24 protein-coding genes are annotated in these 23,811 nt (G+C 42.7%); 16 read left to right on the forward strand and 8 right to left on the reverse strand.

Features of this window, described 5'->3' with window-relative positions:
- Positions 1-11: 11 nt before the first annotated feature.
- The 3 genes from AWT60_RS02460 to AWT60_RS02470 are packed head-to-tail and all read right to left on the reverse strand — an operon-like array spanning position 12 to position 2,362.
- Positions 12-668, reverse strand: coding sequence for a response regulator (locus tag AWT60_RS02460; RefSeq protein WP_218676860.1), 657 nt, complete (start codon positions 666-668; stop codon positions 12-14).
- The gene (locus tag AWT60_RS02465; RefSeq protein WP_218676861.1) at positions 665-1,879 is read right to left on the reverse strand and encodes a sensor histidine kinase; all 1,215 of its coding nucleotides are present in this window, start codon (positions 1,877-1,879) and stop codon (positions 665-667) included. The genes AWT60_RS02460 and AWT60_RS02465 overlap by 4 nt, the downstream gene beginning before the upstream one ends.
- 18 nt (positions 1,880-1,897) lie before the next feature.
- A complete protein-coding gene (locus AWT60_RS02470) occupies positions 1,898-2,362 on the reverse strand; it encodes a DUF1453 domain-containing protein (RefSeq protein ID WP_226015238.1) in 465 nt (154 codons plus the stop codon).
- A 158-nt stretch (positions 2,363-2,520) separates the two neighbouring features.
- Here AWT60_RS02470 and AWT60_RS02475 point away from each other — a divergent pair, with 158 nt between their 5' ends.
- Positions 2,521-3,450, forward strand: a complete 930-nt coding sequence (locus AWT60_RS02475; protein ID WP_041106238.1) for an aldo/keto reductase — start codon at positions 2,521-2,523, stop codon at positions 3,448-3,450.
- Positions 3,451-3,483: 33 nt separating this feature from the next.
- Here the strand turns inward: AWT60_RS02475 and AWT60_RS02480 are convergent, their stop codons facing one another.
- Entirely contained in the window at positions 3,484-4,449 is a 966-nt protein-coding gene (locus tag AWT60_RS02480; protein WP_041106225.1) for a sensor histidine kinase, read from the reverse strand.
- Between the two features lie 11 nt (positions 4,450-4,460).
- Positions 4,461-5,162, reverse strand: coding sequence for a LytR/AlgR family response regulator transcription factor (locus AWT60_RS02485; RefSeq protein WP_025092773.1), 702 nt, complete (start codon positions 5,160-5,162; stop codon positions 4,461-4,463).
- A gap of 161 nt (positions 5,163-5,323) precedes the next feature.
- Between AWT60_RS02485 and AWT60_RS02490 the strand changes: the two genes are divergently transcribed.
- The 3 genes from AWT60_RS02490 to AWT60_RS02500 all read left to right on the forward strand — a co-directional run bounded on the left by AWT60_RS02490 (position 5,324) and on the right by AWT60_RS02500 (position 7,708).
- Positions 5,324-6,064 carry an ATP-binding cassette domain-containing protein gene (locus AWT60_RS02490; RefSeq protein ID WP_025092774.1) on the forward strand — a complete coding sequence of 247 codons (741 nt, stop codon included), beginning with the start codon at positions 5,324-5,326 and terminating at the stop codon, positions 6,062-6,064.
- Positions 6,064-7,239, forward strand: coding sequence for an ABC transporter permease (locus AWT60_RS02495; protein ID WP_218676862.1), 1,176 nt, complete (start codon positions 6,064-6,066; stop codon positions 7,237-7,239). The genes AWT60_RS02490 and AWT60_RS02495 overlap by 1 nt, the downstream gene beginning before the upstream one ends.
- A 130-nt stretch (positions 7,240-7,369) precedes the next feature.
- Positions 7,370-7,708, forward strand: coding sequence for a hypothetical protein (locus AWT60_RS02500; protein ID WP_218676863.1), 339 nt, complete (start codon positions 7,370-7,372; stop codon positions 7,706-7,708).
- A 186-nt stretch (positions 7,709-7,894) separates the two neighbouring features.
- Here the strand turns inward: AWT60_RS02500 and AWT60_RS02505 are convergent, their stop codons facing one another.
- Positions 7,895-8,956 (reverse strand): DUF4352 domain-containing protein, encoded by a 1,062-nt coding sequence (locus AWT60_RS02505; RefSeq protein WP_024424362.1) that lies wholly within the window; start codon positions 8,954-8,956, stop codon positions 7,895-7,897.
- A 527-nt stretch (positions 8,957-9,483) separates the two neighbouring features.
- Here AWT60_RS02505 and AWT60_RS02510 point away from each other — a divergent pair.
- Positions 9,484-9,912 (forward strand): cell wall hydrolase, encoded by a 429-nt coding sequence (locus AWT60_RS02510; protein ID WP_024424361.1) that lies wholly within the window; start codon positions 9,484-9,486, stop codon positions 9,910-9,912.
- A gap of 119 nt (positions 9,913-10,031) precedes the next feature.
- The gene (locus AWT60_RS02515; protein ID WP_024427225.1) at positions 10,032-10,811 is read left to right on the forward strand and encodes a glucose 1-dehydrogenase; all 780 of its coding nucleotides are present in this window, start codon (positions 10,032-10,034) and stop codon (positions 10,809-10,811) included.
- A 20-nt stretch (positions 10,812-10,831) separates the two neighbouring features.
- Here AWT60_RS02515 and AWT60_RS02520 read toward each other — a convergent pair whose 3' ends face one another.
- Both AWT60_RS02520 and AWT60_RS02525 read right to left on the reverse strand, forming a co-directional pair.
- Complete coding sequence (locus AWT60_RS02520; protein ID WP_076840676.1) at positions 10,832-11,872, reverse strand: acyltransferase family protein; 1,041 nt, start codon at positions 11,870-11,872, stop codon at positions 10,832-10,834.
- Between the two features lie 210 nt (positions 11,873-12,082).
- Complete coding sequence (locus AWT60_RS02525; RefSeq protein WP_076840677.1) at positions 12,083-13,075, reverse strand: LLM class flavin-dependent oxidoreductase; 993 nt, start codon at positions 13,073-13,075, stop codon at positions 12,083-12,085.
- A 413-nt stretch (positions 13,076-13,488) separates the two neighbouring features.
- Between AWT60_RS02525 and AWT60_RS02530 the strand changes: the two genes are divergently transcribed.
- From AWT60_RS02530 to AWT60_RS02575, 10 genes are all read left to right on the forward strand, one after another.
- Entirely contained in the window at positions 13,489-14,091 is a 603-nt protein-coding gene (locus tag AWT60_RS02530) for a TerD family protein (RefSeq protein ID WP_024427228.1), read from the forward strand.
- A 20-nt stretch (positions 14,092-14,111) separates the two neighbouring features.
- Positions 14,112-14,693 carry a TerD family protein gene (locus AWT60_RS02535; RefSeq protein ID WP_039176267.1) on the forward strand — a complete coding sequence of 194 codons (582 nt, stop codon included), beginning with the start codon at positions 14,112-14,114 and terminating at the stop codon, positions 14,691-14,693.
- A gap of 39 nt (positions 14,694-14,732) precedes the next feature.
- Positions 14,733-15,311: a TerD family protein gene (locus AWT60_RS02540; protein WP_007498343.1), complete on the forward strand. Its 579-nt coding sequence runs from the start codon at positions 14,733-14,735 to the stop codon at positions 15,309-15,311.
- Between the two features lie 140 nt (positions 15,312-15,451).
- A complete protein-coding gene (locus AWT60_RS02545) occupies positions 15,452-16,231 on the forward strand; it encodes a TerC family protein (protein ID WP_034283214.1) in 780 nt (259 codons plus the stop codon).
- A 99-nt stretch (positions 16,232-16,330) separates the two neighbouring features.
- Positions 16,331-17,518: an HpcH/HpaI aldolase/citrate lyase family protein gene (locus AWT60_RS02550; protein ID WP_087976282.1), complete on the forward strand. Its 1,188-nt coding sequence runs from the start codon at positions 16,331-16,333 to the stop codon at positions 17,516-17,518.
- Complete coding sequence (locus AWT60_RS02555) at positions 17,508-18,839, forward strand: phosphoribosyltransferase family protein (protein ID WP_087976281.1); 1,332 nt, start codon at positions 17,508-17,510, stop codon at positions 18,837-18,839. Before AWT60_RS02550 ends, AWT60_RS02555 begins: the two co-directional genes overlap by 11 nt.
- Positions 18,832-19,941 carry a cysteine protease StiP family protein gene (locus AWT60_RS02560; protein ID WP_041106668.1) on the forward strand — a complete coding sequence of 370 codons (1,110 nt, stop codon included), beginning with the start codon at positions 18,832-18,834 and terminating at the stop codon, positions 19,939-19,941. Before AWT60_RS02555 ends, AWT60_RS02560 begins: the two co-directional genes overlap by 8 nt.
- Positions 19,938-20,753 (forward strand): HAD family hydrolase, encoded by an 816-nt coding sequence (locus tag AWT60_RS02565; protein ID WP_087976280.1) that lies wholly within the window; start codon positions 19,938-19,940, stop codon positions 20,751-20,753. Before AWT60_RS02560 ends, AWT60_RS02565 begins: the two co-directional genes overlap by 4 nt.
- Before the next feature lie 70 nt (positions 20,754-20,823).
- Positions 20,824-22,440, forward strand: coding sequence for a YceG family protein (locus AWT60_RS02570; protein ID WP_218676864.1), 1,617 nt, complete (start codon positions 20,824-20,826; stop codon positions 22,438-22,440).
- A gap of 14 nt (positions 22,441-22,454) precedes the next feature.
- Entirely contained in the window at positions 22,455-23,549 is a 1,095-nt protein-coding gene (locus tag AWT60_RS02575) for a toxic anion resistance protein (protein ID WP_024427234.1), read from the forward strand.
- Positions 23,550-23,811 lie beyond the last annotated feature (262 nt).

Consider the following 23,811-nt stretch of genomic DNA (forward strand, 5'->3'; position numbering starts at 1 on the left):
GAAGGTAGTTTTTATTTCACGAGGCGGTGCCGGATGGCGAAGACGACAGCCTGTGTACGGTCTTGTGCATTGAGCTTTTGTAAAATACGGTGCACATGCGTTTTTACCGTACTTTTGCTGATAAATAATTGATCAGCAATGTCTTCATTCTTTAAGCCATAGGCCATTTGCTGTAATACATCGCGTTCACGTTCTGTGAATGATTCGTGAAGCAGATGAGTGTGATGTGTATCACTTGCTTGCTGAAGAGCTCGTGCCATCATGTGCTCAGAGGCTGCCGTTCGAAAGACAGATTCACCAGCAAAGGCGGTGCGGATGGCCTCAATTAATTCCTCGGGCATTGTATCCTTCAGCAAATAACCGACTGCCCCTGCACGAATTCCGTCAAAGACGTATTCTTCCGTATCAAAGGTCGTGAGAATCACAACTTTTACATCTGAATGCTTTTTTAAAATGTGCTCTGTTGCTGTGATGCCATCCATTCCAGGCATTTGTACATCCATCAGCAGTACGTCTGGTGTGTTGATCGAGCAAAGGTCAACCGCCTCCTGACCGTCTGACGCCTCCCATATGACGTCAATATCCTCTTGGGCGCTTGCAATATAACGAAATCCTTGGCGGATCAGCGGCTGATCATCAATAATGCCAATCTTAATAGGGTTTGTCATGCCTTGAAGTCCTCCTTGATAGGAATTTGAATATGAATACAGAAGCCGTGCGGCTCGCGTATAGACGTCTTGAGGGAACCGCCTGCTGCGTCACACCGTGCCTTCATGCCTGACAGCCCAAAGCCAAATGAAATATCTTTTTCGCTGGTCAAATATCCATCGTCTTCAATGTTCATCATCAGCTCATGCTGGTCGTTAGATAGTGTAATGGTCATCGCGGTCGCCTTGGCATGGCGAATTGTATTGGTGATGGCTTCTTGTAAAATGCGGTAAAGAAGTTCAGATACGGAGAGCGGCCATTTTTTATACGTAAGCTGCTCTGTATGAAAGTGAATGTCAAGCTCACCCGATATCTCTCCTTGCTTGATGAGGCTGCGAAGTCCGGCAAGTCCGAGACCTGCATCATCTGACGCCATATGATGAACCACAGAACGAACTTCGGTGAGACAATTTTTAGAAATATGGATCAGCTCCTGAAACGTCTGCGCCATCTGCTCTGGTTCTTCCTGCTTTAAACGGTAGGGCAAAGACTGCAGCTGGACAATCATTGAGGTTAATTGGTGACCGATACTGTCATGCAGGTCACGTGCAATTCTGCTTCGTTCCTCCAGCACTGCAAATTGGAGTGACTGAACGGTCGCTTCTTCAAGCTCCATATGCGCCTTTTTCAATTGTTCATGGGCTTCTGATAATTCCTTGTGAACCAATTGCAGTTCTCCGAAGTGTTCTTCCTTTAATTCCTGTTCACGCCGACGCATTCTAGAAATCAAAACAAGTGTATACACAAGCAGCTGGAATAGCGGGAGAGTGATCACCATGTTCCAAGAAAAATTGTTTATATAATAGCTGACCCCACTGGTGAAAAAGATGATAGCAAATAGATAGGGATGATGCGCCTCTGAAAAACGAAAAGCGATAAATCCGATCATAAAAAAGGTCAGTCCAATACTGTCTTGAATCTGACCTGTCACTAGCCACAAGAGATGTGTCAGAATCCACATCAAGAGGAGCATAGAAAATTGCTTTTTAGGTGACAGCTTGCTTTTTGGAAAAAGACAAAGGAGAAACACCAAATAGACGAAGGTGCGAAACACCAATTCGCCTATTGAAAGGGACTCATACATTTGAATATACATATAGGTCAATACAAGGCCTAATACGAATTTTCGCCTTATTTGACCTAAAAGCTTGAGTGGCTGCTGAAGGTTCATATCAAAAACTCCTGTCTGTCAGTTAATAGCAGCAGATGCCTTGATGTTCATATATCTTTTTAAAAGAATAAAACGTAAGCCGATCATACTGCCGATTGGAAGGAATGTCAGGCCATTTGCGAAAATGATCAAGGAATGACCGCCATCCTGTACAATTGAGCCTACTGTCATCCGGATAAGGATGATTCCGATGAAAAAAAGTGTTCCATAGAGTGAGCTGGCGGCGGTGATACGTCCCGACTGTTGATCATATGTTACTTTGTATAGTTTACCTCTCCATAGCCCGATTGCAAAACCTGCGAGTGCAAAGACCATCATTGCAAGCAGGCTCATCGCCGTGATTTCAATATGCTGGGTCAAGGAATAAGAGAGAGTGCCTAATAAAATGAGCGGTCCTATGAGAAGCCTGATGGGGCGGATTTCTTTTTCCTTGCCTGTTCTTAAAAGCAGAATAATCATAATGATGACAATTTGAATGGTCATGACAAGATCTCCTTTTCGTTTTAGTCTATCTTCATCATACGCATCTTCTATTTTCGCGGCGTCCACCTGCAGGTTGATTTTAGAGAGCGGTATACTTGAATGTTGGAAATGATTCGTGGGAAAATAAGGATGATTATGTAGATAAGGGAGATGAGCTTTTGAAAAAGGTAACGCTTGGACGAACTGATTTGCAGGTAAATCCGATAGGGCTTGGTACGAATGCAGTAGGTGGGCATAATTTATTCCCGAATCTTAGTGAGGATGCTGGACGGGAGCTTGTGGAGACGGCTCTTGATCAAGGTGTCAATTTCTTAGATTCTGCTTTTATTTATGGGCTGGGCCGTTCAGAGGAATTAATCGGTGAGATCATTGCCAAAAGAGGCGGCAGAGAAAAGCTTGTCCTTGCGACAAAAGGAGCTCATAAGGAAGTAAATGGCCAAATTGAACTTGATAACAGCCGTGATTTCTTAAGAGGGCAGGTCGAAAATAGCCTGAAACGACTGCAAACTGATTATATTGACTTGTACTATATGCATTTCCCGGATGGACACACGCCGCTCGAAGAAGTAGCAGGCACATTAAAGGAATTGAAGGATGAAGGGAAAATCAGGGCAATCGGTGCATCAAACCTTGATTTTGAACAGCTTCAAGCCTTTAACCGAGATGGCTACTTAGACGTGCTTCAATCGGAGTATTCTCTGCTGAAACGTCAGGCAGAGCAGGATCTTCTTCCATACTGCGTCGAGCATGGGATCTCCTTTATTCCTTATTTCCCATTGGCATCAGGCTTGTTGACCGGGAAATTTACAAAAGATGCGACATTTGATGATATTCGAGCAAAGGACCCCCTTTTCCAAGGCGATGCATTCCTTTCAAATCTCGAAAAAGTAGACAAGCTGAAAGCCATTGCTCAATCAAAGAATGCAGAAACAGCACACGTCGCACTCGCATGGCTCTTAGCGCAGGATGGCATTGATGCTATTATTCCAGGGGCCAAACGAGCAGACCAAGTGCTGCAAAACCTAAAAACAAACGATGTTCAACTAACAGAAGAGGAAATCAATCAAATCGATAAAATCTTCTCGTAACACTAAAAAAAGGTGCAGCTATGCACCTTTTTTTTATGACATGGTGAGAGGGATTTTGATGACGAGCCGCAAATTTGGAGAACGGTAAGTGAAATCAAGTGTACCGTCTGCCTTTTGAACAAGCTGTTGAATGATATACGTCCCCATGCCTTGATGATCGCCGCCTTTTGTCGAACGGCCAAAAGTTTTGAATAAATGATCTAACACGTGTTTTTCCATACCTTTTGTGCTGTTTTCACAATGGATTAAAAATAGTCCGCTCCGAATAGAGGTCGTGACCGAAATGCTGCCCTCTTTTCCGGCTTGCTTCGCTTCAATCGCTGCATCTAGAGCATTATCAAGCAGGTTGCCAGTAAAACTAACCTGATCCGCCTTTGAAAAAGGAAGCGATGAAAAGGGTGCTTGAAGGTCTAGTGAAAGTGCAATGTCCTCTTTCTCAGCCCGCTCCAAAAAGGGATGTAGGGTTGAGGCTAAATATGCATTTTCTCCTTTCATCCATGGGAAATGTTTGACGTATTGCTGAATCAAATCTTTGATCTCATGCTCGTCTTTCGACGCGGAAAAGGCATTTAAATGTCTGGCTGTTTCATGATGTTTACTGCGCAGCTCAAGAAGTAATTCGTTGGTTCTTGATTCTGCTTTTATGAGCTCTTGAAGCCGCCCATTTAACTGTTTCTCTGTCTGCATGACCTTCAATGAGAGGATGTCGACTGTCACCATCATGATGAGCGCCAAAAGACAGCTCAGCCCATTCTGTTGCGTTAGAAACAGCAAAAGGCCTGTGCAGGTGATGAGTATAAAAGCGCCTAATATCACATAACCGCTCGTATGAGGCAAAAATCTTTTGTACATGAAAAATGTATAAACACACACCGCGCAAAAGGTAAGAAGCCACAACACAATGGATGATAGCGGCAGAAGGGCTTCAGCAGCCGCATGAAACGCAAGACCTAACCATATGAGGGCATAAATGCGAAATCCAAGATAGAAAGCGTTCACGTTCGTTCTCCTTAAAAATAGTATTTCTTAAAGAATTCTAATTGCTGCTTGGTCATCATGGCTTTTTTATCTGTACCTTCAAAAGACACGATATACGAATTTTTAGCATACGCCGAGAAATTCTTAATGTAATGAATATTAATGATAAACGATCGGTGGGAGCGGATAAAATCCTTTTCAGCCAGATCGCCCTTTAGCTCATTTAATGTCTGATAGGTCTGGATATCTCCTGTCGTTGTCACGATAGTTGTTGACCGACCCGTTCGCTCAACAAAAATGACATCCTTTTTCTGCAGCACATGAATATCTGACTGCTGTTTAATGAGAAGCCGTCCATGAATGCTTTTCTCCTGCTTGGTGGACATATAACGCTCTAAGCATTTGGCAATTCGATCAGCTTGGTAGGGCTTCATAATATAATCATGTACATTCAAATCAAACGCATGAACTGCATATCCACTGTTTCCTGTCACAAAGACCACATCGACATTCAGTGCGTGAGAGTGAATGAGGTCCGCTAATTCATAGCCGGACATTCCAGGCATTTCAATGTCAGCAAACAGCAGATCAATGTCTCCTTTTTTGACCTTCTCATATGCATCCTCTGCTGACTGCGTGACAAAGACGATGTCCACAGCCTCCATCCTGCCTACAATGGCGTGCAGCTTTTCTAAATCTACTCGGTAATCGTCGACGAGACCTACTTTTATCATAAAAATCACCTATGACTATTCTTATTATTTGTCTATTTTACCATTTGTTTTTTTGAAATAGATCATTTCAAGACAGAAAAAGGACGTTTCGCGACATTTTTATATCAGGCAAGCGTTATTTTTTCTATCATAGACTTAGAAAGTTGAAAGGGGCGAACCAAATGATTACTCTCAGCGATTGCAGCTGCTGGTTTAAAGATAAGAAAAAAGTCGTAAAAGCGATGAAACACATGACGTTCTCCGTGAAGGAAGGGGAAGTCGTTGGCATCCTAGGAGAAAATGGTGCAGGAAAAACAACATTATTGCGCGCCGTAGCCACATTATTAGAGCCTACACACGGAACAGTCACTGTCGCAGGCTTTGATACAGTGAAAGAAGCAACAGAAGTGAAAAAGCGAATTGGTGTCTTGTTTGGCGGAGAGACGGGGCTTTACGATCGTTTGACGGCAAGAGAAAACCTTGAATACTTTGGCAAATTATATGGCTTAGATCAGCATGAAATCAAAGCAAGAATAGAGGATTTGGCAAAGCGTTTTGGGATGAGACAATACATGGATCGCAAGGTGAAAGGATTCTCAAGAGGAATGAAACAAAAGGTGGCGATTGCCAGAACGTTAATTCATGATCCTGACATTATTTTATTTGATGAGCCGACAACAGGCTTAGATATCACGTCGAGTAATATTTTCAGAGATTTTATCCATCAGCTCAAGCAGCAAAATAAAACGATCCTCTTTTCAAGCCATATCATGGAAGAAGTCAGCCAGCTTTGTGATAGTGTCATGATGATTCATCAAGGAGAGCTTGTTTACAAAGGGACACTTCCAGAATTATATGCACAGGAACAAAGTGAAGACTTGAACTATATCTTTATGTCGAAGCTCGCTAGGGGGATTTCATAATGTGGAAAACCGTCTTTTTGAAAGAAATGACAGATGCGCTAAGGGATCGAAAAACGTTGCTCTTAACCGTACTGATTCCTCTTTTGACCATGCTTGGACTGGTGTTCTTTTATGAAAGCATGATTGCAGATCCAGGGGATAAAGCCTATACAGTCGCCATCAATGAACAGCTTCCAGCCGAAATGAACCAAATGATCAAAGAGGTGAAAAACCTACACCTTGAAACATTTGATGATCCGCAGCAAGCCGTCAAGGATGGGGAGGCAAATGCTTACCTAGAAATGCCGAAAGAGGCTGGCGATATGCTCAAGCATCAAAAGCCATTCGCCATTAAAATTCACGGATATACGACAGATGATGATTCGGTGATCACAGTTCAAATGCTGCAATCATTGCTGGAGCAGTATCAAAACCAGGTGGTCGAGAAGCGTTTAGCAGCGGATCAAATCGATACGTCCGTTATTCATCCGTTTGAAGTGCAGTCCGTTGATGTAGAAGAAGGTGATGAAGGGGAAAACGGAGTGACCGCTATGCTGTTGTCGATTCTCCTTCCGATGATTTTGGTAACCTCCGTGATCTCAGGAGCTTTGCCGGCTGCGCTTGATATTGTAGCAGGTGAAAAAGACCGAAAATCAATTGAAGCCTTATTCCTGACACCGGCCAGCAGACTACAGATTCTCATCGGAAAATGGCTCGCTGTCTCTATGTTCGGTATTTTAAGTGGGATTGTGGCGATCGGCATGCTGCTTCTATCCACTTTGCTCTTTACAGAAAAGCTGAAGCAGGCTCTGAACTTTGGTGATCAAATGTGGAGCATTATCGGCGTCATGTTTGCGGCGTTAATCATCTTCTCCTTCATGGTATCCATGATTGAACTGCTGCTCAGCGTGATATCGGGCTCAGTGAAAGAAGCACAGTCGTACATGTCCATGATCATTACACTCGGTGTGCTCCCAATGTTCTTTACTATGAGAGCAGGTGCTACGCAGCTAGATACGTATTACTTTGCCATCCCATTCCTGAATATTCATGCGCTGTGTAAGCAACTGATGTTTGGGATCATTGATCCAATGTCCATCACCCTGACACTCGGTTCCTCGGCCTTGGCAGTCGTTATCCTGTTTGTCATCGTCAGAAGCTTGTTTATGAAAGAGAAATGGATGCTTGCAAAATAAAGAAAAACTTGCAGATATATTCTGCAAGTTTTTTTATATTCAGAGATACATATAAAAGAGGCTTGCGATAGCATGATGGAAGAGGAAATGATATAATTATCCTCATTTTACCAAAGAAAGAAGTTCGGGTATGTCTTATCAAACAGATGACGATGATGTGTTAGGACTATGTAATATATATGATCAGCAAACACACCATTTTGAAGCCTTTATTTTGGGAAACAGGGTAGGTTTATTAGAATTAAAAAATGCAATAGACAAGGCTTTAGAAACCGGTAGTTCTACTGCAACGTTATTCCCTTCTGATTATGAGGGATATGATGTTTATATTGCTTTAGTAGACGATGAGCAAAGGTTTGAAAAATTAACAACTCCTTATGTAGAGGAATACGTACAAGAGGAAGATGTGATTGATCCAATTGAAATCATTAAAGAATATGAAGCTGAAAAGGGGAATTCTTCTTCATGAAATATTCTCGTTATGAAAAAAGCTCGATCTCACTATATTAATAGTAGCAGCCATTACTATATTTATGGTGGACATTCAGTGGGTGTGGCTGGCGATTTTCTTGCTTTCTTGTCTGTATTTCGGAATCAAATATAGGAAACAACCGAAATAAATTAACAAAAAACCCCCGGAATCGGGGGTTTTTCTTTAGTTCTTGATGAATTTCTCAACTAATGAGCTTGTTTTGTAGTCGTTCAAATCAAGTTTCCATTGGTCGATATCATTTTTCTTCATGTTGACTTCTACTGTTTCTTCAGAAGATGATGGTCCTAATTTTTTAAACTCATCTGGGTAAATTGATAGTAAGTATTTTTGCGCTTCATCGTAAGACGCTGAACGGTTTTTGCTGTAGAACTCAGTTGCTTTCTCTTTCAAACGATCAACAAGCGGACTTGCATCGATTGGTGTCAGAGTCACAGTCACGACAGCTTTATCACCACTGATGGATTTTGTTTTTGTTGAAACTTTTGATTTTTCAGCTAATGTTTCTTTTACTGCTTTTAAAAGCTTATCAAGGTTTTCGTCCTTCGCTGAGCTAGAAGAAATACCTGATGAAGTGATGTAACCTTGTTTGAATGATTTATCAAATTCGTTCACAACAGTGGATTTGTTATCACCTGTTAGTTTTTCGAAATCATCGTTTTTCTTACCAAAAATCATCACATCAATATAAGAAGAAAGAGCTTTTGCAGATGCTTGTAGTGTATCTGCTTTTTTCATTAAGTCTTTTCCTTTAATATCGAATTCTAGTGTTTTGTCATCTTTTTTCGATCCGCTTCCTGGCTCTGTGTAAACAAGCTGGTAGTCCTTGTCTTTGTCAACAACAAAGAAAAGACCGCCTTTTGTCACTTTGTCTGCATTTAAAGAGCTTGATGATAATACTTCGTTGTAGTCATCTGGAGAGATTGTAGATACCTGTGCGTCATCTTGGTAAAGTGTGAAGTTGCTTTTATCAACATTGAGAGGCTCTTTGCTGATATTTTTTACAGATACATTCACTTTTAGTACATACTGATCATCCTGTACAGATGTATCGTATTGAGGTGGTAATGTGTACTCAGCACTTTCTACCTTTACCTCTGCTGCATCAAGAGATTTTTTGGTATCGTTTTCTTTCGCAGCTGTTTTGTCTTTTCCACCACTACAAGCAGCAGCGACAACAGTTACACACAAGATCAGAAGAAACAGGGATAATTTCTTTTTAAACATGGCGTGTTTTCCTCCTCGGGTTTATGGTGAATTTCATTGAAAAGCTGTAGTTCATATCATTCTTTTTGCACAAAAAGAAAAATACTGTATGTTTTTTACTGTAGAATGAAGCGAAAGTACTGTCAATACCTCAGTGCGTTTCCGAGGTTGATTGGCTTCAAGTAGTAAAAATGACACTAAGTTGAGAGGAGAAACTTGTAATTTATTATTTGATATCTCCTGTAGAAACTCAACATTTTATATTTTAAGGTTTTGAGTCGGATTATTGAATAGGTTCAAATGACTGTTTTTGAAGATGATGTCGCAATTAGAAGGATTTTTATGACTTGTAAATGAGTATATAGTAATGAATATTTCTTCCTGTTATGTATATGGTCACTTGGTTTGAGTGTTGTTGGCAGCGAGACACATGTCCAGCAAATTTAGACAGGCTGCCGACACTGAACGTGCTTTTTCATGTCAAAATGGCAGTCATCTACACAGAAACGCTACATAAAATAAAAGAGAAACGAACTGGAGGTGGATGTATGGCAGTGGTAAGAGCGACAAGCTCTGATATTGATTTAATGGCCAGACTGCTGAGAGCGGAGGCAGAAGGTGAAGGGAGGCGAGGGATGCTGCTCGTAGGAAACGTGGGCATCAATCGTTTGCGTGCCAACTGCTCTGACTTTAAAGGGCTGCGTACGATTCCACAAATGATTTATCAGGAGCATGCATTCGAAGCGGTCACGCATGGTTACTTTTATCAACGAGCACGAGAAACGGAAAAAACACTTGCGCGGAGAAATATTAACGGAGAACGTTTTTGGCCGGCAAAATTCAGTCTTTGGTATTTTAAACCGCCTGGCGATTGTCCGGCGACTTGGTACAATCAGCCGTTTGTGGCAAGGTATAAGTCGCATTGCTTTTATCAGCCAACCGCCGAAACGTGTGAAAATGTTTATAACACCTTTTAGCTTGATGAAACGCACAACCCTCTTAGAGTACGAATGCAGAGGGTTGTGTTTTTGTTTTTTCCAAAATGGGTAACCATTGTGTATCAGCAAGATGAAGCACGTGAATGGAGGAAATGAAGATGTATCAAGATTTAAAAGGGAAAACAGCCATTGTCACAGGCTCTTCAAAAGGAATTGGACAAGCGATCGCATTGCGGTTTGGACAAGAGGAAATGAATGTGGTTGTGAACTATAAAGGCGATGAAGATGGAGCTGAAGAGACCGTACAAGCCATTCAGAAGCATGGAGGTGGGGCGGTGAAAGTACACGCAGATGTCTCCAAAGAGGAAGGCATCCAAGCCATCATGGATACAGCACTGGAGCATTTCGGTACAGTAGATGTATTCGTCAATAATTCAGGCTTCAACGGCGAAGAAGCGCTGCCGCATGAGATGACGCTGGAGCAATGGCAAAACGTCATCGATGTGAACATAACAGGTGCATTTTTAGGCGCAAAGGCTGCGCTCGCCTATATGATGGAGCATGACATCAAAGGGTCTATTTTAAATATTTCCAGTGTCCATCAGGAAATTCCGCGCCCGTTCAATGTTCATTATTCCACTTCAAAAGGCGGAATGAATATGATGACGAAGACGCTGGCTCTTGATTATGCCGAAGCAGGTATTCGAATCAACGCGATTGCGCCGGGTACCATGGCAACCGAATCGAATGATGATTTACAGGATGAATTGAAAAAACAAAAGCAGCTTGAGAAAATTCCGATGAGAACCTTTGGTGAACCGAAGGAGATTGGGGCCGCTGCTGCATTCCTCGTTTCTAAGGAAGCGGCGTATATCACAGGCACCACCTTATTTGTGGATGGTGGAATGACACTTTATCCTTCTCAAATCAATGATTAATTCAAAAAACATCCGCCTGTTCAGCCGGCGGATGTTTTTTGTTCGTAGCGTTGTGCGGCTTTGGCTGTTTTGCCGAGCAGCATCGGGTATTTGCTCAGGAAGGAGATGCATGGCACCATGAGCAGCAATGTGCCGATCGTGTAAAAAAGTGTCCAAGAGAGCTGCGCTGTATCAGCAATATTGATACCAAGTCCATAAAAAACAAATGCTTTCATGATATCGATGCCGGCAAACTGCAAGACAAGAATGACAATAGAATTACGTCCTAGATACGTCAAAATAGGGGATGTTTTCAATTTAAAGCTTAAATAAATCACGGCAGCTGAACCGAGCAGAGCACATGCATAGAAAATAAAGAGATCACCGTAGTCGTTGACGCGCATATCGATCCGTGAATTAAAGCTCTGCATGTAAGCCGTTAGCACAAGCAGACCTGTACATAAAAGAAGAGTTGGATCTGTTTTTAATTCCACAAACCACTGCTTTGCTAAAAATCCAATCGAATAAAACACAACAGCCGTCAAGGCGACATTGGCGTTCCAAGGAAGACTTTGATCTAAAAGCAAGGTAGAGGCATATCCAGCACCTCCGCAAAGAACAGTCAGCAAGATCACGGCAGCGGGTTTTCCTTTTGAAAGACGATGCATAAAGAAAAATAAAATTTCCACTAAAAAGAGCGTCGTTAAAAACCAAATCGCTGGGTTATGTGTGAGTCTTGCTTCATCTGCATTGGATATGAAAATACCTGTAAACGGAACGAAAGGATCAATATCCGTTTGTCCCTTGAATGCAAAAAAACGGGTAACTGAGAACCAAAATACATACGTAATGATGGAGAAATAGAGATAGGGCAAGAGTAAGCTTTTGGTCTTTTTCTGAATAAATGACAGAGCAGGGGATGAGGATGATCGAAACATCATGCCTGATAGTAAAAAGAAAAGCGGCATATGAAAAGAGTAAATGAATTGCTTGAGCGAATCTGGAATGGGCACATGCGCCATGACCACGAGCAGAATGCCAATTCCTTTAGCTGCATCAACCCAATCGAGTCTCTTTTTCATGTCTGTCATCTCCTTCTTTCTCAGCGTCGTAAACCGTTCATTGAATATGTACCTCTACTATATAAAAGGTACACCACTTATGCGTTTACAGTTCGCTAACGATTAGAAGACACATTTGCGATCAGATGACAGACGGAAGGATTTTGACATCTTGATGTTACATTTCCCATTTTTTATGACAATGTAAAAAAGAAGCCTGAAAAGCTGGCTTCAAAATAATTCTGCTATTCGCTTGAAGGAACGTTGTTTTTCGATCGGATCAAAGGAATTGTTCAGAATCATGATGTCATCCGTTTGATAGCGGTCCATCAAGGTCTGTAGTTGCTCTTTCACCGTTTTCTTCGAGCCGACAATCATCCGATGGCGGTTTTGCAGCACTTTTTTCTTCTCCTGTGTGGTGTAGTGATACGCATTTGCTTCTTCTATAGAAGGAACTCGGCTGTCCAGTCCTTTTTCAACACGAAGCAGCCATAAATCTGTACTGCTGGCGATCCTGTCTGCTTCTTCATCTGTTTCACCGCAGATGACAAAGACGGCAAACATAGATTGTGGCTGCCTAGAAAAGACAGATGGAGAAAAGTGTGATCGATACGTCTCAAATGCTTGTGTGCCGCGTGCAGGATGGATAAAGTGGCCAAAAATATAGTTGATTCCAAGCTCCGCCGCCTGCACGGCACTATTTTCTCCAAGTCCGAGCAGCCAAACTGGCGGATGAGCATCAACAAGCGGAGCAGCTTTCACGCCTGCATGCGGATGACCAGAAGGCAGGCTGTCTGATAAGTAAAAAAGAAGGTCCTTCAGCTGGCGGTCAAACTGAGACAGATCTTTATGCACGCCGTCCGTCAAAGCGAGTCTCGTCCTTTCGATCCCGCCCGGAGATTTGCCGACACCAATCTCAATCCGTCCAGGATAAAGGGCTTCAAGCTGCCGCGTGACCTCTGCTACTTTAAAAGGACTGTACTGAGGAAGTAAAATACCGCCAGATCCGGTACGCAAGGTCGTTGTATGAGCCGCAATATGAGCCATTAATATTTCAGGCGCTGTACTAGCGAGCCCCCTTGTGCTGTGGTGTTCAGCGAACCAATAGCGCTCATACCCAAGCGTTTCAGCCAGCTGGGCCAGCTGCGTTGTATGAATCAATGTCTCCTGAGCAGACTGACCTTTAGGAATGGCGACTTGATCTAATATATGAAGTGATGGCATCATCAACATCCTTTCATCAACATGCTGAATATAAGTATAAAGAAATCCATGGATGGAAGGAAACGAAAGGGTTTATCCTTTGATCCCTTGCTTTTATCTTTCTATATCAACATATGAAACCACATCAATACGCTCCTTATCAGCAAGAGCTGTTCACCGTGATTTTTCGACAATGTTTCACATGAAACACTTCATTAACGACATGAACCATTTCCAATGTGCATCTTTCGTTAAAAAAATATAAAGTGTTTGAAACCTATCTTGAACATAGATCGTATATACTAGTAAATAGAAAAAAGAGTAAGAGGCTCCAATGTCATTTCATGAATTTTGTCGAATTTTCATGTATGATGATTTTAATAGGGTCCATCGCTTAATAAATAGATTTTTATTATGCTGGAGGAGTGATTGATTTGGCGATTACATTAGAAAAAGGTCAACGTATTGATTTAACAAAAGGGAAAACAGGGCTAACAAATATTCTTGTTGGACTTGGCTGGGACCCTGTCTCACAAGGCGGCGGATTTTTAGGAAAGCTGTTTGGCGGCGGAGGCGGCGCTGATGTTGATTGTGATGCTTCAGTGCTCATGCTGAAAAATGATAAGTTTACGGAAAATAAAGATTTGATTTATTTTGGCAACCTAAAAAGCAAATGCGGCAGTGTGGAGCATACAGGTGACAACCTGACTGGTGAAGGAGACGGAGATGATGAACAAGTCCTCGTCAACTTGAGCAAGGTGCCGGGCAATGTGAACAAATTGGTGTTTGTCGTCAACATTTATGATGCCCTTAGAAGAAACCAACACTTTGGTATGATTCAAAATGCTTACATTCGCATCGTTGATCGTTCTAACAATCAAGAATTAGTGAAATATAATTTAAAAGATGACTATGCAGGAAAAACTTCGTTAATCGTCGGAGAACTTTATCGCCATGAGAATGAGTGGAAGTTTGCGGCGCTTGGAAATGGTACAAATGATGCGAAGCTTGCCGATATTACGAGAAACTATATTTAAACAGAAGGGAGAGGTTCCTAGTGGGAATTTCTTTAGCGAAAGGTCAAAAAATTGATTTAACAAAAACGAATCCGGGTTTAACAAAAGTAGTCGTCGGTCTTGGCTGGGACGTCAATAAGTATGACGGCGGACATGACTTTGATCTAGACGCAAGTGTTTTCCTTTTAGATGCGGCAGGTAAAGCAAGCTCTCCATCTGACTTTGTCTTTTACAATCAAACAACTGGCGGAGGCGGAAGTGTCGTACATACAGGCGATAACCGCACTGGCGAAGGGGACGGAGATGACGAGCAGGTCAATGTTGACCTTGCAGCTGTACCAGCAAGTATTGAGAAGATTTCATTTGTCATTACAATTCATGATGCAGAAGCGCGCAGTCAAAATTTCGGACAAGTGTCTAACGCATATGTACGTATTTTAAATGCAGCATCGAATGAAGAACTCATTCGCTACGATTTGGCAGAGGATTTCTCAATTGAGACAGCCATTATTGTAGGTGAATTATACCGTCATGGCGGGGAATGGAAATTCTCAGCTGTCGGATCAGGCTATCAAGGCGGTCTTGCCCGCATTGCAACGGACTTCGGCTTAGATATCGGATAACGATAACTTCCTATTTTCAAAGACAGGAGAGATACGAATATGGCGATTCAGCTTTCAAAAGGACAACGTGTCGATTTAACCAAAACCAACCCAGGGCTGACGAAAGTGATGATCGGTCTTGGCTGGGATACGAATAAATATTCTGGCGGAGCCGAATTTGATTTGGACGCTTCGGCTTTCTTGGTGGATGCAAACAATCGTTGTCAGCAAGATACAGATTTTGTATTCTATAATAACCTTCAGCATCCGAGCGGCAGTGTCACTCATACAGGTGATAACCGTACGGGTGAAGGAGATGGAGATGACGAGCAAATTCTCGTTGATTTCTCGAAAATTCCTGCTAACATTGATCGTATCGGAATTACAGTTACGATCCATGATGCAGAGGCGCGCAGCCAGAATTTTGGACAAGTCTCTAATGCATTTGTTCGTGTTGTAAATGAAGAGGGCGGGGAAGAATTGATTCGCTTCGATTTAGGCGAAGACTTCTCAATTGAAACAGCTGTTGTGGTATGTGAATTGTACCGCCACGGAAGTGATTGGAAGTTTAACGCGATCGGAAGCGGATTCTCTGGCGGACTTGCAGCTCTTTGTCAAAATTATGGGTTAGAAGTGTAAATAAGAGAAACAAATCAATTCAAGAGATGCTGTCAAAAGCTCATATGAGGGCCTTTTCCTAAGTGAGAAAGAAACAGCGATCAAGAATAGCAGCAGGCGAAAGCCTGCTGATGCTTCTACACTTATAGGAGGAAAACCAGTTGGACATTTTGAAACATATGTTGGATACATATGCCTCGTTTTTTGATTGGCATATGTGGGCAGAGGTATTAACAGACCCTGTCTCTTGGGGGCTTATTGGGACTCTTGTCGTGCTTGAAGGATTGTTATCAGCAGATAACGCACTTGTATTAGCTGTGATGGTGAAACATTTACCAGAAAAGCAGCGTAAAAAGGCATTAACCTACGGATTAATTGGCGCTTATTTCTTCCGTTTTCTATTCATTGGCGTAGGGATGCTGCTTATTAAGTTCTGGTGGATTAAGGTCCTCGGAGCTGCTTACTTAGCATGGCTTGTGATTAAGCACTTCTGGTTAGGTGACGGCGATGATGAAGCGAAGGAACTGAAAAAAGAAGGCTGGATGGTTCGTGTCTTTGGTGTGTTCTGGGCAACCGTTATTTCTGTTGAAATTATGGACCTTGCCTTCTCGGTTGATAGTATTCTTGCAGCATTTGCTGTATCTGAGGAAGTATGGATTCTACTATTAGGCGGAATGCTTGGAATTCTCATGATGCGTACAGTCGCGCAGTTATTCCTTGTTCTCATTGATCGTATCCCAGAGCTCGAGAATACAGCGTTTATTCTCATCGGGATCATTGCGATCAAAATGGGCTTGAGTGCTGCTCACATTGAAATCCCGCATCTTGTATTCTTTGCGATTATTATCCTAGCATTTATCGGAACGTTTATTGTTCATAAGATCAATAAGAAGAAACATCAAGAAGTGACAAACGAAGCTGCGGCTTCAAAAGAAGAATAGGACGATCAAAAAGGAATGGAGTTGATTAGCGGCTCCATCCTTTTTTGAATCATCAAGTCATTTGTTCGATTTTCTCTCAACAACAGGAGGTGGCACAGCATGCGGTATTTTCAGTTTTTATCAGAGGCGAGGCAGCACGATATTTTCTTCAAACGGCCGGGGGCGATGCATTTGATGACGCCAAGGCACGTACTTGCGCATGCATTAGGTGCTACTTTGTATATGCCTGCGACAAGACAGGATATAGCAGACATGCTGCTGTCGCAGAAATATGAAGCGCTTTGCTCTGTTGTATTTTGTTTAGAGGATGCCATCGGTGATCAAGAAGTGGAACTGGCTGAACAGAATCTAGTGGTACAACTCGCCAAACTGTCGGACAAATTGACGCATACACCTGAAACGGCTGAAAAAATACCGCTTTTATTTATTCGGGTTCGTTCGCCGGAGCAGCTGCTGAAAATGGCAGATTTGCTTGGTCCATCTCTTCGTTTATTGACGGGCTTTGTATTTCCAAAGTGTTCTATTCATAATGCGAAGGATTATTTGGACAGCTTGAAACAGGCGTCCGCACAAACGAAGACAACGCTGTACGGTATGCCCATTTTGGAAACACCCGATTTATTAGAAAAAGAAACAAGATATACGGTGCTGTCTGAGTTAAAGCAGATCATGCTGAATGATGAAGAATATATTTTGAATATTCGTATTGGGGCAACGGATCTTTGCGGCCTACATGGCATTCGCCGTGATCGCGACACCACCATCTATGAAATCAGATTGATTGCTGATTTGATCACAGATATTATCAATTATTTTGGCCGTTCCTTTGTTGTATCAGGTGCTGTATGGGAGCATTTTGGCCCTGCAAGAAAGGAACAAAAACCTTTCATCCGTGCGCTTTCTAAGGGCGGTGAGCTGTCCTTATCTGAATTCGATGACGTACAAGGTTTACTCAAAGAGACAAGACTCGATGTAGCCAACGGCATACATGGAAAGACAGTGATCCATCCAACACATCTCAAGCCAGTGCAAAGCATGTACGTTGTGACAAAGGAAGAGTACTTGGATGCATTAAGCATTCTGGAACATGCCGACGGCACAGTTGGCGTGATGAAGAGTGCTTTCTCTAATAAGATGAATGAAACGAAGCCCCATTACAGGTGGGCAGAGCACATTTTAATTAAGTCAGACATTTACGGGGTGTTTCATGAAAATAGAAGCTATATCGACATACTCACAGAATCAGAAGCGGCATACGCTGAACATCTTGGAACATATGGAGGTTGAGCTTGACCTCAAAGAGGGTGAGCTCCAGCTGGAAAAAGAGCATCTTTTTGAGATGGCGGCAAGGGTGAACAAAAAAAGAGCCTTTTTATTCGTTAGTAGGGTGCTTGGAAAGCATATTCCTGTTCATCCAGTAAAACCGCTCCTTGTCTCGGGTCTTTTAGCGATGGCATATGCCAAAGAGCAAACGGGAAAGACGCCCCTGCACCAAGATTTTATCGTCGAGGCACTCAAGACGGATGATCACACGGTGTTAACGGCAGCCTATGAAACACTCAAAGAAGAAAAGCTTTCAGCTGGCAATGTGCCTGTCGTCATCGGCTTTGCGGAAACGGCAACAGCCCTTGGACATGGTGTGTATGATGTGATAGAAGGCGCATCATACATTCATACGACACGTGAACAGCTGCTGGATCTTGACCCGTCATTGGTATTTGAAGAAGAACATTCGCATGCAACAGATCAGCTTTGTTATGCAGACGAAGCATTACTTCGCACAGACCGCCCCATCGTGTTAGTAGATGATGAAGTCACGACAGGCCGTACCAATATCAACATCATTCGTGACCTTCACGCAAAGTATCCAAGGCATTCTTATACCATTCTTTCCATTTTGGACTGGCGGACGGAGGAGCATGAGAAAGCCATGTGCCAGCTTGAAGAGGAGCTTGGAATTCACATCACATCATTGTCTTTATTAAAAGGGCAGATGATTTTTCGAGGCAAGACGCTCGATGAGCCAGCTTATTCGTATGAGATTGCGGAGCAAGAGAAGCAGCCAAGTCTCTCTTTTCACTCTCTTCAATCTTTCTTTAAGCAGGTGCCATATTCACTTTCTCATGCAGCAAATTCGGCTGGTCATTCGCCATATATACATGAAACGGGCCGTTTTGGTTTAAATGCAGCAGATACGGAAGCGCTCGACCAAGCAGCTGCTGAAGCGGGATTGAAGCTGCGGCAGGAACGCAAAGGAAAACAAACACTCTGCTTAGGGACAGGTGAGCTGATGTATGTGCCAATGAGACTGTCTGCACACATGGGGCAAGGTGTTCTCTTTCATTCAACAACGAGAAGCCCTATTCACCCAGTCGAAAAGGATGGATACGCTGTCCAAAATGGGTTTACCTTTATGAATCCAGAGGATGCCCGAATTCAGCACTACGTGTACAACATTCCAAAAGGTGAATATGATGATGTATTTCTCTTTTTTGAGAAAAAGGTCTCTCAGGAGTCATTGCTTCCGCTTGTTCACTTATTTGCTGAGCGGCATGTGAAGCATGTGCATATTGTGACTTTATCAGACGAGGTGAAGGTGAATGGCTAATGTGTATACAAAGATGGGGAGCTATCCAGAGCAGGATGTAACCTTCTTACTCAAAGATTTATCCTCTATTGAGATGGAGAAAAGTACAGAGGAGCGGGAGCGTTCGATTCAGAGCGGTGCGCATTATTCAGAAATGCTGCCAATTGAGTACAAACCAACGGCATCTTATATGACTTTATTCTATCAATCTCTTGAAGAAAGTAAGGAAAAGGTAGCAGAAGCAGTAGCTGTTGTAGCAGAACAGATTGTGAAAAAGCGAGGCTTCCAAACCGTGCTTTGCAGTTTGGCGCGTGCGGGGACACCGATCGGGGTGCTGATCAAACGATATATTCGAAAGACGTATGGTGTCGATCTGCCTCATTACAGCATCTCTATTATTCGCGACCGCGGAATAGACGAGAATGCACTGCATTATATGCTGAAAGAACATCCAGGTTTTGAAATTGCTTTTATCGATGGATGGACTGGAAAAGGGGCGATTTCGAAAGAGCTCCAAAAAGCTGTTCTTGATTTTGAAAAAAAGTATGGTGTACGTCTCTCGAGTGAACTGGCTGTGCTGGCAGACCCCGGCTATTGTACACATGTATACGGAACGAGAGAGGACTTTCTCATTCCAAGTGCCTGCCTAAATTCGACGGTATCAGGGCTTGTCAGTCGTACGGTACTAAACAACCGCTGGATCAATGCCGATGATTTCCATGGGGCAAAGTATTATAAAGAGCTGCTTGATGAGGATGTGTCCAATCTATATGTGGATACAATTGAACAAGCATTTTCCAGCCTCGGACCAAATGTACAAGAGAAAGCAGAAACCATACTCTCGCAGGGAACGCCGGCAGATTGGCGGGGAATGGCATCCATTGAAGCAATCGGTCAGGAGTTTCAAATTGAAAATACCCATTTGATTAAGCCGGGAGTTGGTGAGACGACCCGCGTGCTGCTTAGAAGAATCCCTTGGAAAATCTTGATTCAGCCTGGATCTCAGGAAAAGCTGAAGCATATTTTGCTTTTGGCTGAGGACAGAGGGGTTCCTGTCATTGAATATGCCAATATGTCCTACACGTGCTGTGGGTTAATTCGCCCGCTGGAGCAAACGTCATGAAGACATTTGCATTTGCCAGTGATTTAGACCGGACGCTGATTTACTCACATCGAGTGCTTGACCAGTATGCGTATGAAGGAGAGTATGATTTAGTTGAGGTGCTGGACGAACGGCCGCTTTCCTATATGTCTGTTGAAACGAAAAAATCTTTGCAGACGATTCATCAATCAGGCTGGTTCATTCCAGTGACGACAAGAACAACCGCACAGTATGAACGAATCACCTTCTTTGAGCAAGAGCTTATACCGGAGTATGCTGTCACAACAAACGGGGGCTGTATTCTTCATCATGGCAAGCCGCTTGAGGATTGGCAGGCCATTGTTGATGAGAGACTTAGGGAGTGTATGCCAGTCAGAGAGATGCTGAGGGCGATCTCCGAGCTTCCAGTTGCGGCATGGGTGAAGCGTACCCGTACAGCAGAGGGAAGATTCCTTTATTTGATTATGAAAGAGGAGTATCTATCTCACATTCCACTTACTGAATTGAAGCTGTGGGGTGAGGAGAGAGGATGGCAGGTTTCTCTTCAGGGACGGAAGCTTTATTTTATTCCACAGCCGCTTAATAAGTGGGATGCTGTTGCTTTTCTAAAGGACAGGCTGCAGCTAGAATACGTCTATGGTGCGGGTGATTCTCTGTTAGATGCGGGGCTCATTCGTCAATCAGATATGGGCTTTGCCCCAAGGCATGGAGAAGTTCTCGGCTTTGACCCAGACCTTGAGCCGACAGCAGCATCTGGCATGGCCGCAGCAGATGAAATCACCGCTTGTGTCATCGAGCAGATGATGAACGCAAAAAAGCCTTCGATTCGATAGCAGAAGTAGAAGGCTGAATGATATGATAGTAGTAGCTTTCGAGAAAATATAGGAGAAAGGAAGGAGCGGCGTGAGTTATAAAGAAATCAATGTCACCCATACACGGGCGGAGCAGGAAGCCTGGAAAAACGTGCTGAAAAAGCCGCTCCCTGAAAGAGACGGTTATGTAAAGGACGAGCATACGTTGTCCTTGCCGCGTCTCGCCGCCCGGGTCCTTGGAACTCCGCATGATGCAACCGATTATTTTATTTATTTACATGAATTATACGAAACAGACGGCATGCATATTTTAAGTGAAACGCTCAATCGTCATATTGAGCCAGAGCATTTTCAAGCGCTGCAGCGCATTCATTTGATTAACCAAGAAGAAAAGGGATTGTCCGTGAATCGCTTTGTGGCTTTTTTAGATGGTGAACAGCTGATTGTACGCCATCCAAACCCTGTAATGAACCGGCATATTCGTCTTTCATTGATCAAGGTGTTTGAGCATTTCAAGCAGATGCATGAAGGTGGATTTCAGCATCCTGATTTCCGCCGGGTTCTGCTGGATGTCGTGAAGTTTTCAAATAACCATCTAGGTCCATGGCTGAAGGAAGTCAATATCGAAGAAAAAATGCCGGCTGTCATTTGGTATGGAGAGGCGAATAAAAGTCAGCTTTATTTTCTTTACTATGTCATGCTGATTGGCTGTGATGTTGTGCTATTTCATCCAGAAGGCGAGGATTCGTTCCGCGAATTAGATCCAGAAGAAAAGCTGACTTTTATTGATCAGTACCCGGGGACTTCAAAGCTTGAGCCGTTCCCTACTGAAAGGCCTGAGAGGAAATCAACGGTGGCGTACCGCTCGACAAGAGAGCTTGAAGAGGTGCTTCACACGGAAGATTCAATGCTCTATAAGCCGTGGCAATTCAGAGATCATACTCCTCATTCTATTACGCTGAAGACAACGTATGATGAGCTGTTTTTAATCGCAAAGGAACGATCCTTTATCCGCCCCAATTTCAAAGCAGACCGGGACACGATACAGATTCCAAATCTCTTTGCGAAAATGATGGGTGTCACACGAGACAAGCGTGAATACTGGGATCGCATCCATACGTTAATGGAAGGGAAAGAGACGAAGACCATTCGCCATTTTCCTTTTACGAAAGAAGTGACATCGAATTATCAATTTCATTATCAGCATGCACTTTCTTCTACTGGAGAGATTGATCCTGACTTATTAATGAAAAGCAATGTGTGGCAGTTTTCTCATCTATATGAGGGTACGCAGCGTGCGATTGCAGAGGCGATATCTCGAATCTGTCAGCATCCGAAGCTATTAAAAGAAGGCAATGAAACCGAATTAGATGTCCGTATTTATTTATTCAAGCAGGTTCTGCATTTAAGCCAGGATATCATTGAACTGATTCAAACCTTTGATTACGCACAAACCGTACCGAAAGTGATTTTATACCATACGGAATATAATGGTGAGCTGACTCGTTCTGATGCGGCCGCCCTGATTTTCCTAAATGAAATGGGTGTGGATCTTTTCGTATATCATCCGGCGGGATATCAGTGTATCGAACGGTATATCGATGACCAATTATTTGATACCCATTGGCTTGATGAGATGGTCATGAACCAGGAGTTTAAAGAGCCGTCCATCGTTAGAAAGTTATTTCAATCCATTAAAAACCGATAAGGAGATCAAAGCTTATGACAAATACAAACGGAAATGACATCATTTCAATTGATAAAGAGGAAATCACGATTGAGAAGGCAGACGATATTCGCGTTCAGCTTCGCAATGAACCAGAAGTGCAAAATATTGCGAGACAAATAGATGCGAAAAATCAGCTGGAACTGCTTGAATACGGAAAACAGCCGGCCGTTGAAATCTCTAAGTTCTCTGACCGTATCCTTTCAATGATGCGTTCAACAAGCGTCACTGACTCAGGAACAATGCTGACGCAGCTTGGTAAGATTATGGATCGCTTTGATAAAAATGATTTTGACGAACCGAAGGGTGGTTTGTTGTCAAAAATCTTTAAGCGCGGCGGCAGTATGATCGAAAAGATTTTCAGTAAATATCAAACGCTCGGTGCAGAAATTGAAAAAATTAATGTGGAAATTAGTAAATATAAAGATGAAATGACCAAATCGACTGTGACGCTTGAAGAAATGTATGAGCATAACATTCAATACTATTTGGAGCTAGAAAAGTATGTCGTAGCCGGTCAAATGAAAATCGAAGAATTAAAGCAATTGGTTCCTTCATATGAAGAAAAAGCAGCTAGTGGAAACCAGCTGGCACAAATGGAGCTTGATACGCTTCGTAATGGCATTCAAGCGCTTGAAGAGCGTGTGTATGACCTTGATATGGCACGAATGGTGGCGCTTCAAACGGCACCGCAAATCCGTTTGCTTCAGCGCGGGAATACGAAATTAATCGGTAAAATCAACTCTGCCTTCATCATCACGATTCCAATTTTCAAAAATGGGATCATTCAAGCTGTTACAGCGAAGAGACAAAAGCTTGTGGCTGATTCTATGAGTGAGCTGGATAGAAGAACAAATGAAATGCTGAAACGAAATGCTGAAAACATTTCAAGTCAAAGTGTGGAGATTGCTAAATTATCTGGCCGTCCAAGCATCGATATTGAAACGATCGAATCTTCCTTTAATACAATTGTACAAGGGATGAAAGAGACGAAACAGATTGAAGAAGAGAACAAGCGATTACGCGAAGATGGAACAAAACGTATGCTTGAGCTTCAAGATAATATTAAGCGGGCTGCCCTAGAGTCCTAAAAAAACAAGCTGTCTGTAACTAAAGTTTCAGGCAGTTTTTTTATGAATTTAAATAAAATTTGAGAAAAAAGGTTTTTATGTGACCATTTTCGGGTAAATCCTGTTCAGGGGAATGGTTCGCCCATGATTCAAAAAACCGCTATGACGAGGATTCGACTTATTTTTTAGCACAATTAGGAATTTCCAGTAAAATATTGTCTGATGAGAGGAAATACCCCGTAAAATATGTAGTTTATGAAGCATTCTATAGGATTTACGAGTA

The sequence above is a fragment of the Bacillus sp. F2HM genome, assembly GCF_019266135.1.
Taxonomy (GTDB): domain Bacteria; phylum Bacillota; class Bacilli; order Bacillales; family Bacillaceae; genus Bacillus; species Bacillus safensis.

Bases quoted from the DNA above. Each gene is read 5' to 3' on its own strand.
- AWT60_RS02460 (WP_218676860.1), bottom strand. From the start codon at position 668: ATGACAAACCCTATTAAGATTGGCATTATTGATGATCAGCCGCTGATC.
- AWT60_RS02465 (WP_218676861.1), bottom strand. From the start codon at position 1,879: ATGAACCTTCAGCAGCCACTCAAGCTTTTAGGTCAAATAAGGCGAAAA.
- AWT60_RS02470 (WP_226015238.1), bottom strand. From the start codon at position 2,362: ATGACCATTCAAATTGTCATCATTATGATTATTCTGCTTTTAAGAACA.
- AWT60_RS02485 (WP_025092773.1), bottom strand. From the start codon at position 5,162: ATGATAAAAGTAGGTCTCGTCGACGATTACCGAGTAGATTTAGAAAAG.
- AWT60_RS02490 (WP_025092774.1), top strand. From the start codon at position 5,324: ATGATTACTCTCAGCGATTGCAGCTGCTGGTTTAAAGATAAGAAAAAA.
- AWT60_RS02495 (WP_218676862.1), top strand. From the start codon at position 6,064: ATGTGGAAAACCGTCTTTTTGAAAGAAATGACAGATGCGCTAAGGGAT.
- AWT60_RS02500 (WP_218676863.1), top strand. From the start codon at position 7,370: ATGTCTTATCAAACAGATGACGATGATGTGTTAGGACTATGTAATATA.
- AWT60_RS02505 (WP_024424362.1), bottom strand. From the start codon at position 8,956: ATGTTTAAAAAGAAATTATCCCTGTTTCTTCTGATCTTGTGTGTAACT.
- AWT60_RS02510 (WP_024424361.1), top strand. From the start codon at position 9,484: ATGGCAGTGGTAAGAGCGACAAGCTCTGATATTGATTTAATGGCCAGA.
- AWT60_RS02515 (WP_024427225.1), top strand. From the start codon at position 10,032: ATGTATCAAGATTTAAAAGGGAAAACAGCCATTGTCACAGGCTCTTCA.
- AWT60_RS02520 (WP_076840676.1), bottom strand. From the start codon at position 11,872: ATGAAAAAGAGACTCGATTGGGTTGATGCAGCTAAAGGAATTGGCATT.
- AWT60_RS02525 (WP_076840677.1), bottom strand. From the start codon at position 13,075: ATGCCATCACTTCATATATTAGATCAAGTCGCCATTCCTAAAGGTCAG.
- AWT60_RS02540 (WP_007498343.1), top strand. From the start codon at position 14,733: ATGGCGATTCAGCTTTCAAAAGGACAACGTGTCGATTTAACCAAAACC.
- AWT60_RS02550 (WP_087976282.1), top strand. From the start codon at position 16,331: ATGCGGTATTTTCAGTTTTTATCAGAGGCGAGGCAGCACGATATTTTC.
- AWT60_RS02555 (WP_087976281.1), top strand. From the start codon at position 17,508: ATGGAGGTTGAGCTTGACCTCAAAGAGGGTGAGCTCCAGCTGGAAAAA.
- AWT60_RS02560 (WP_041106668.1), top strand. From the start codon at position 18,832: ATGGCTAATGTGTATACAAAGATGGGGAGCTATCCAGAGCAGGATGTA.
- AWT60_RS02565 (WP_087976280.1), top strand. From the start codon at position 19,938: ATGAAGACATTTGCATTTGCCAGTGATTTAGACCGGACGCTGATTTAC.
- AWT60_RS02575 (WP_024427234.1), top strand. From the start codon at position 22,455: ATGACAAATACAAACGGAAATGACATCATTTCAATTGATAAAGAGGAA.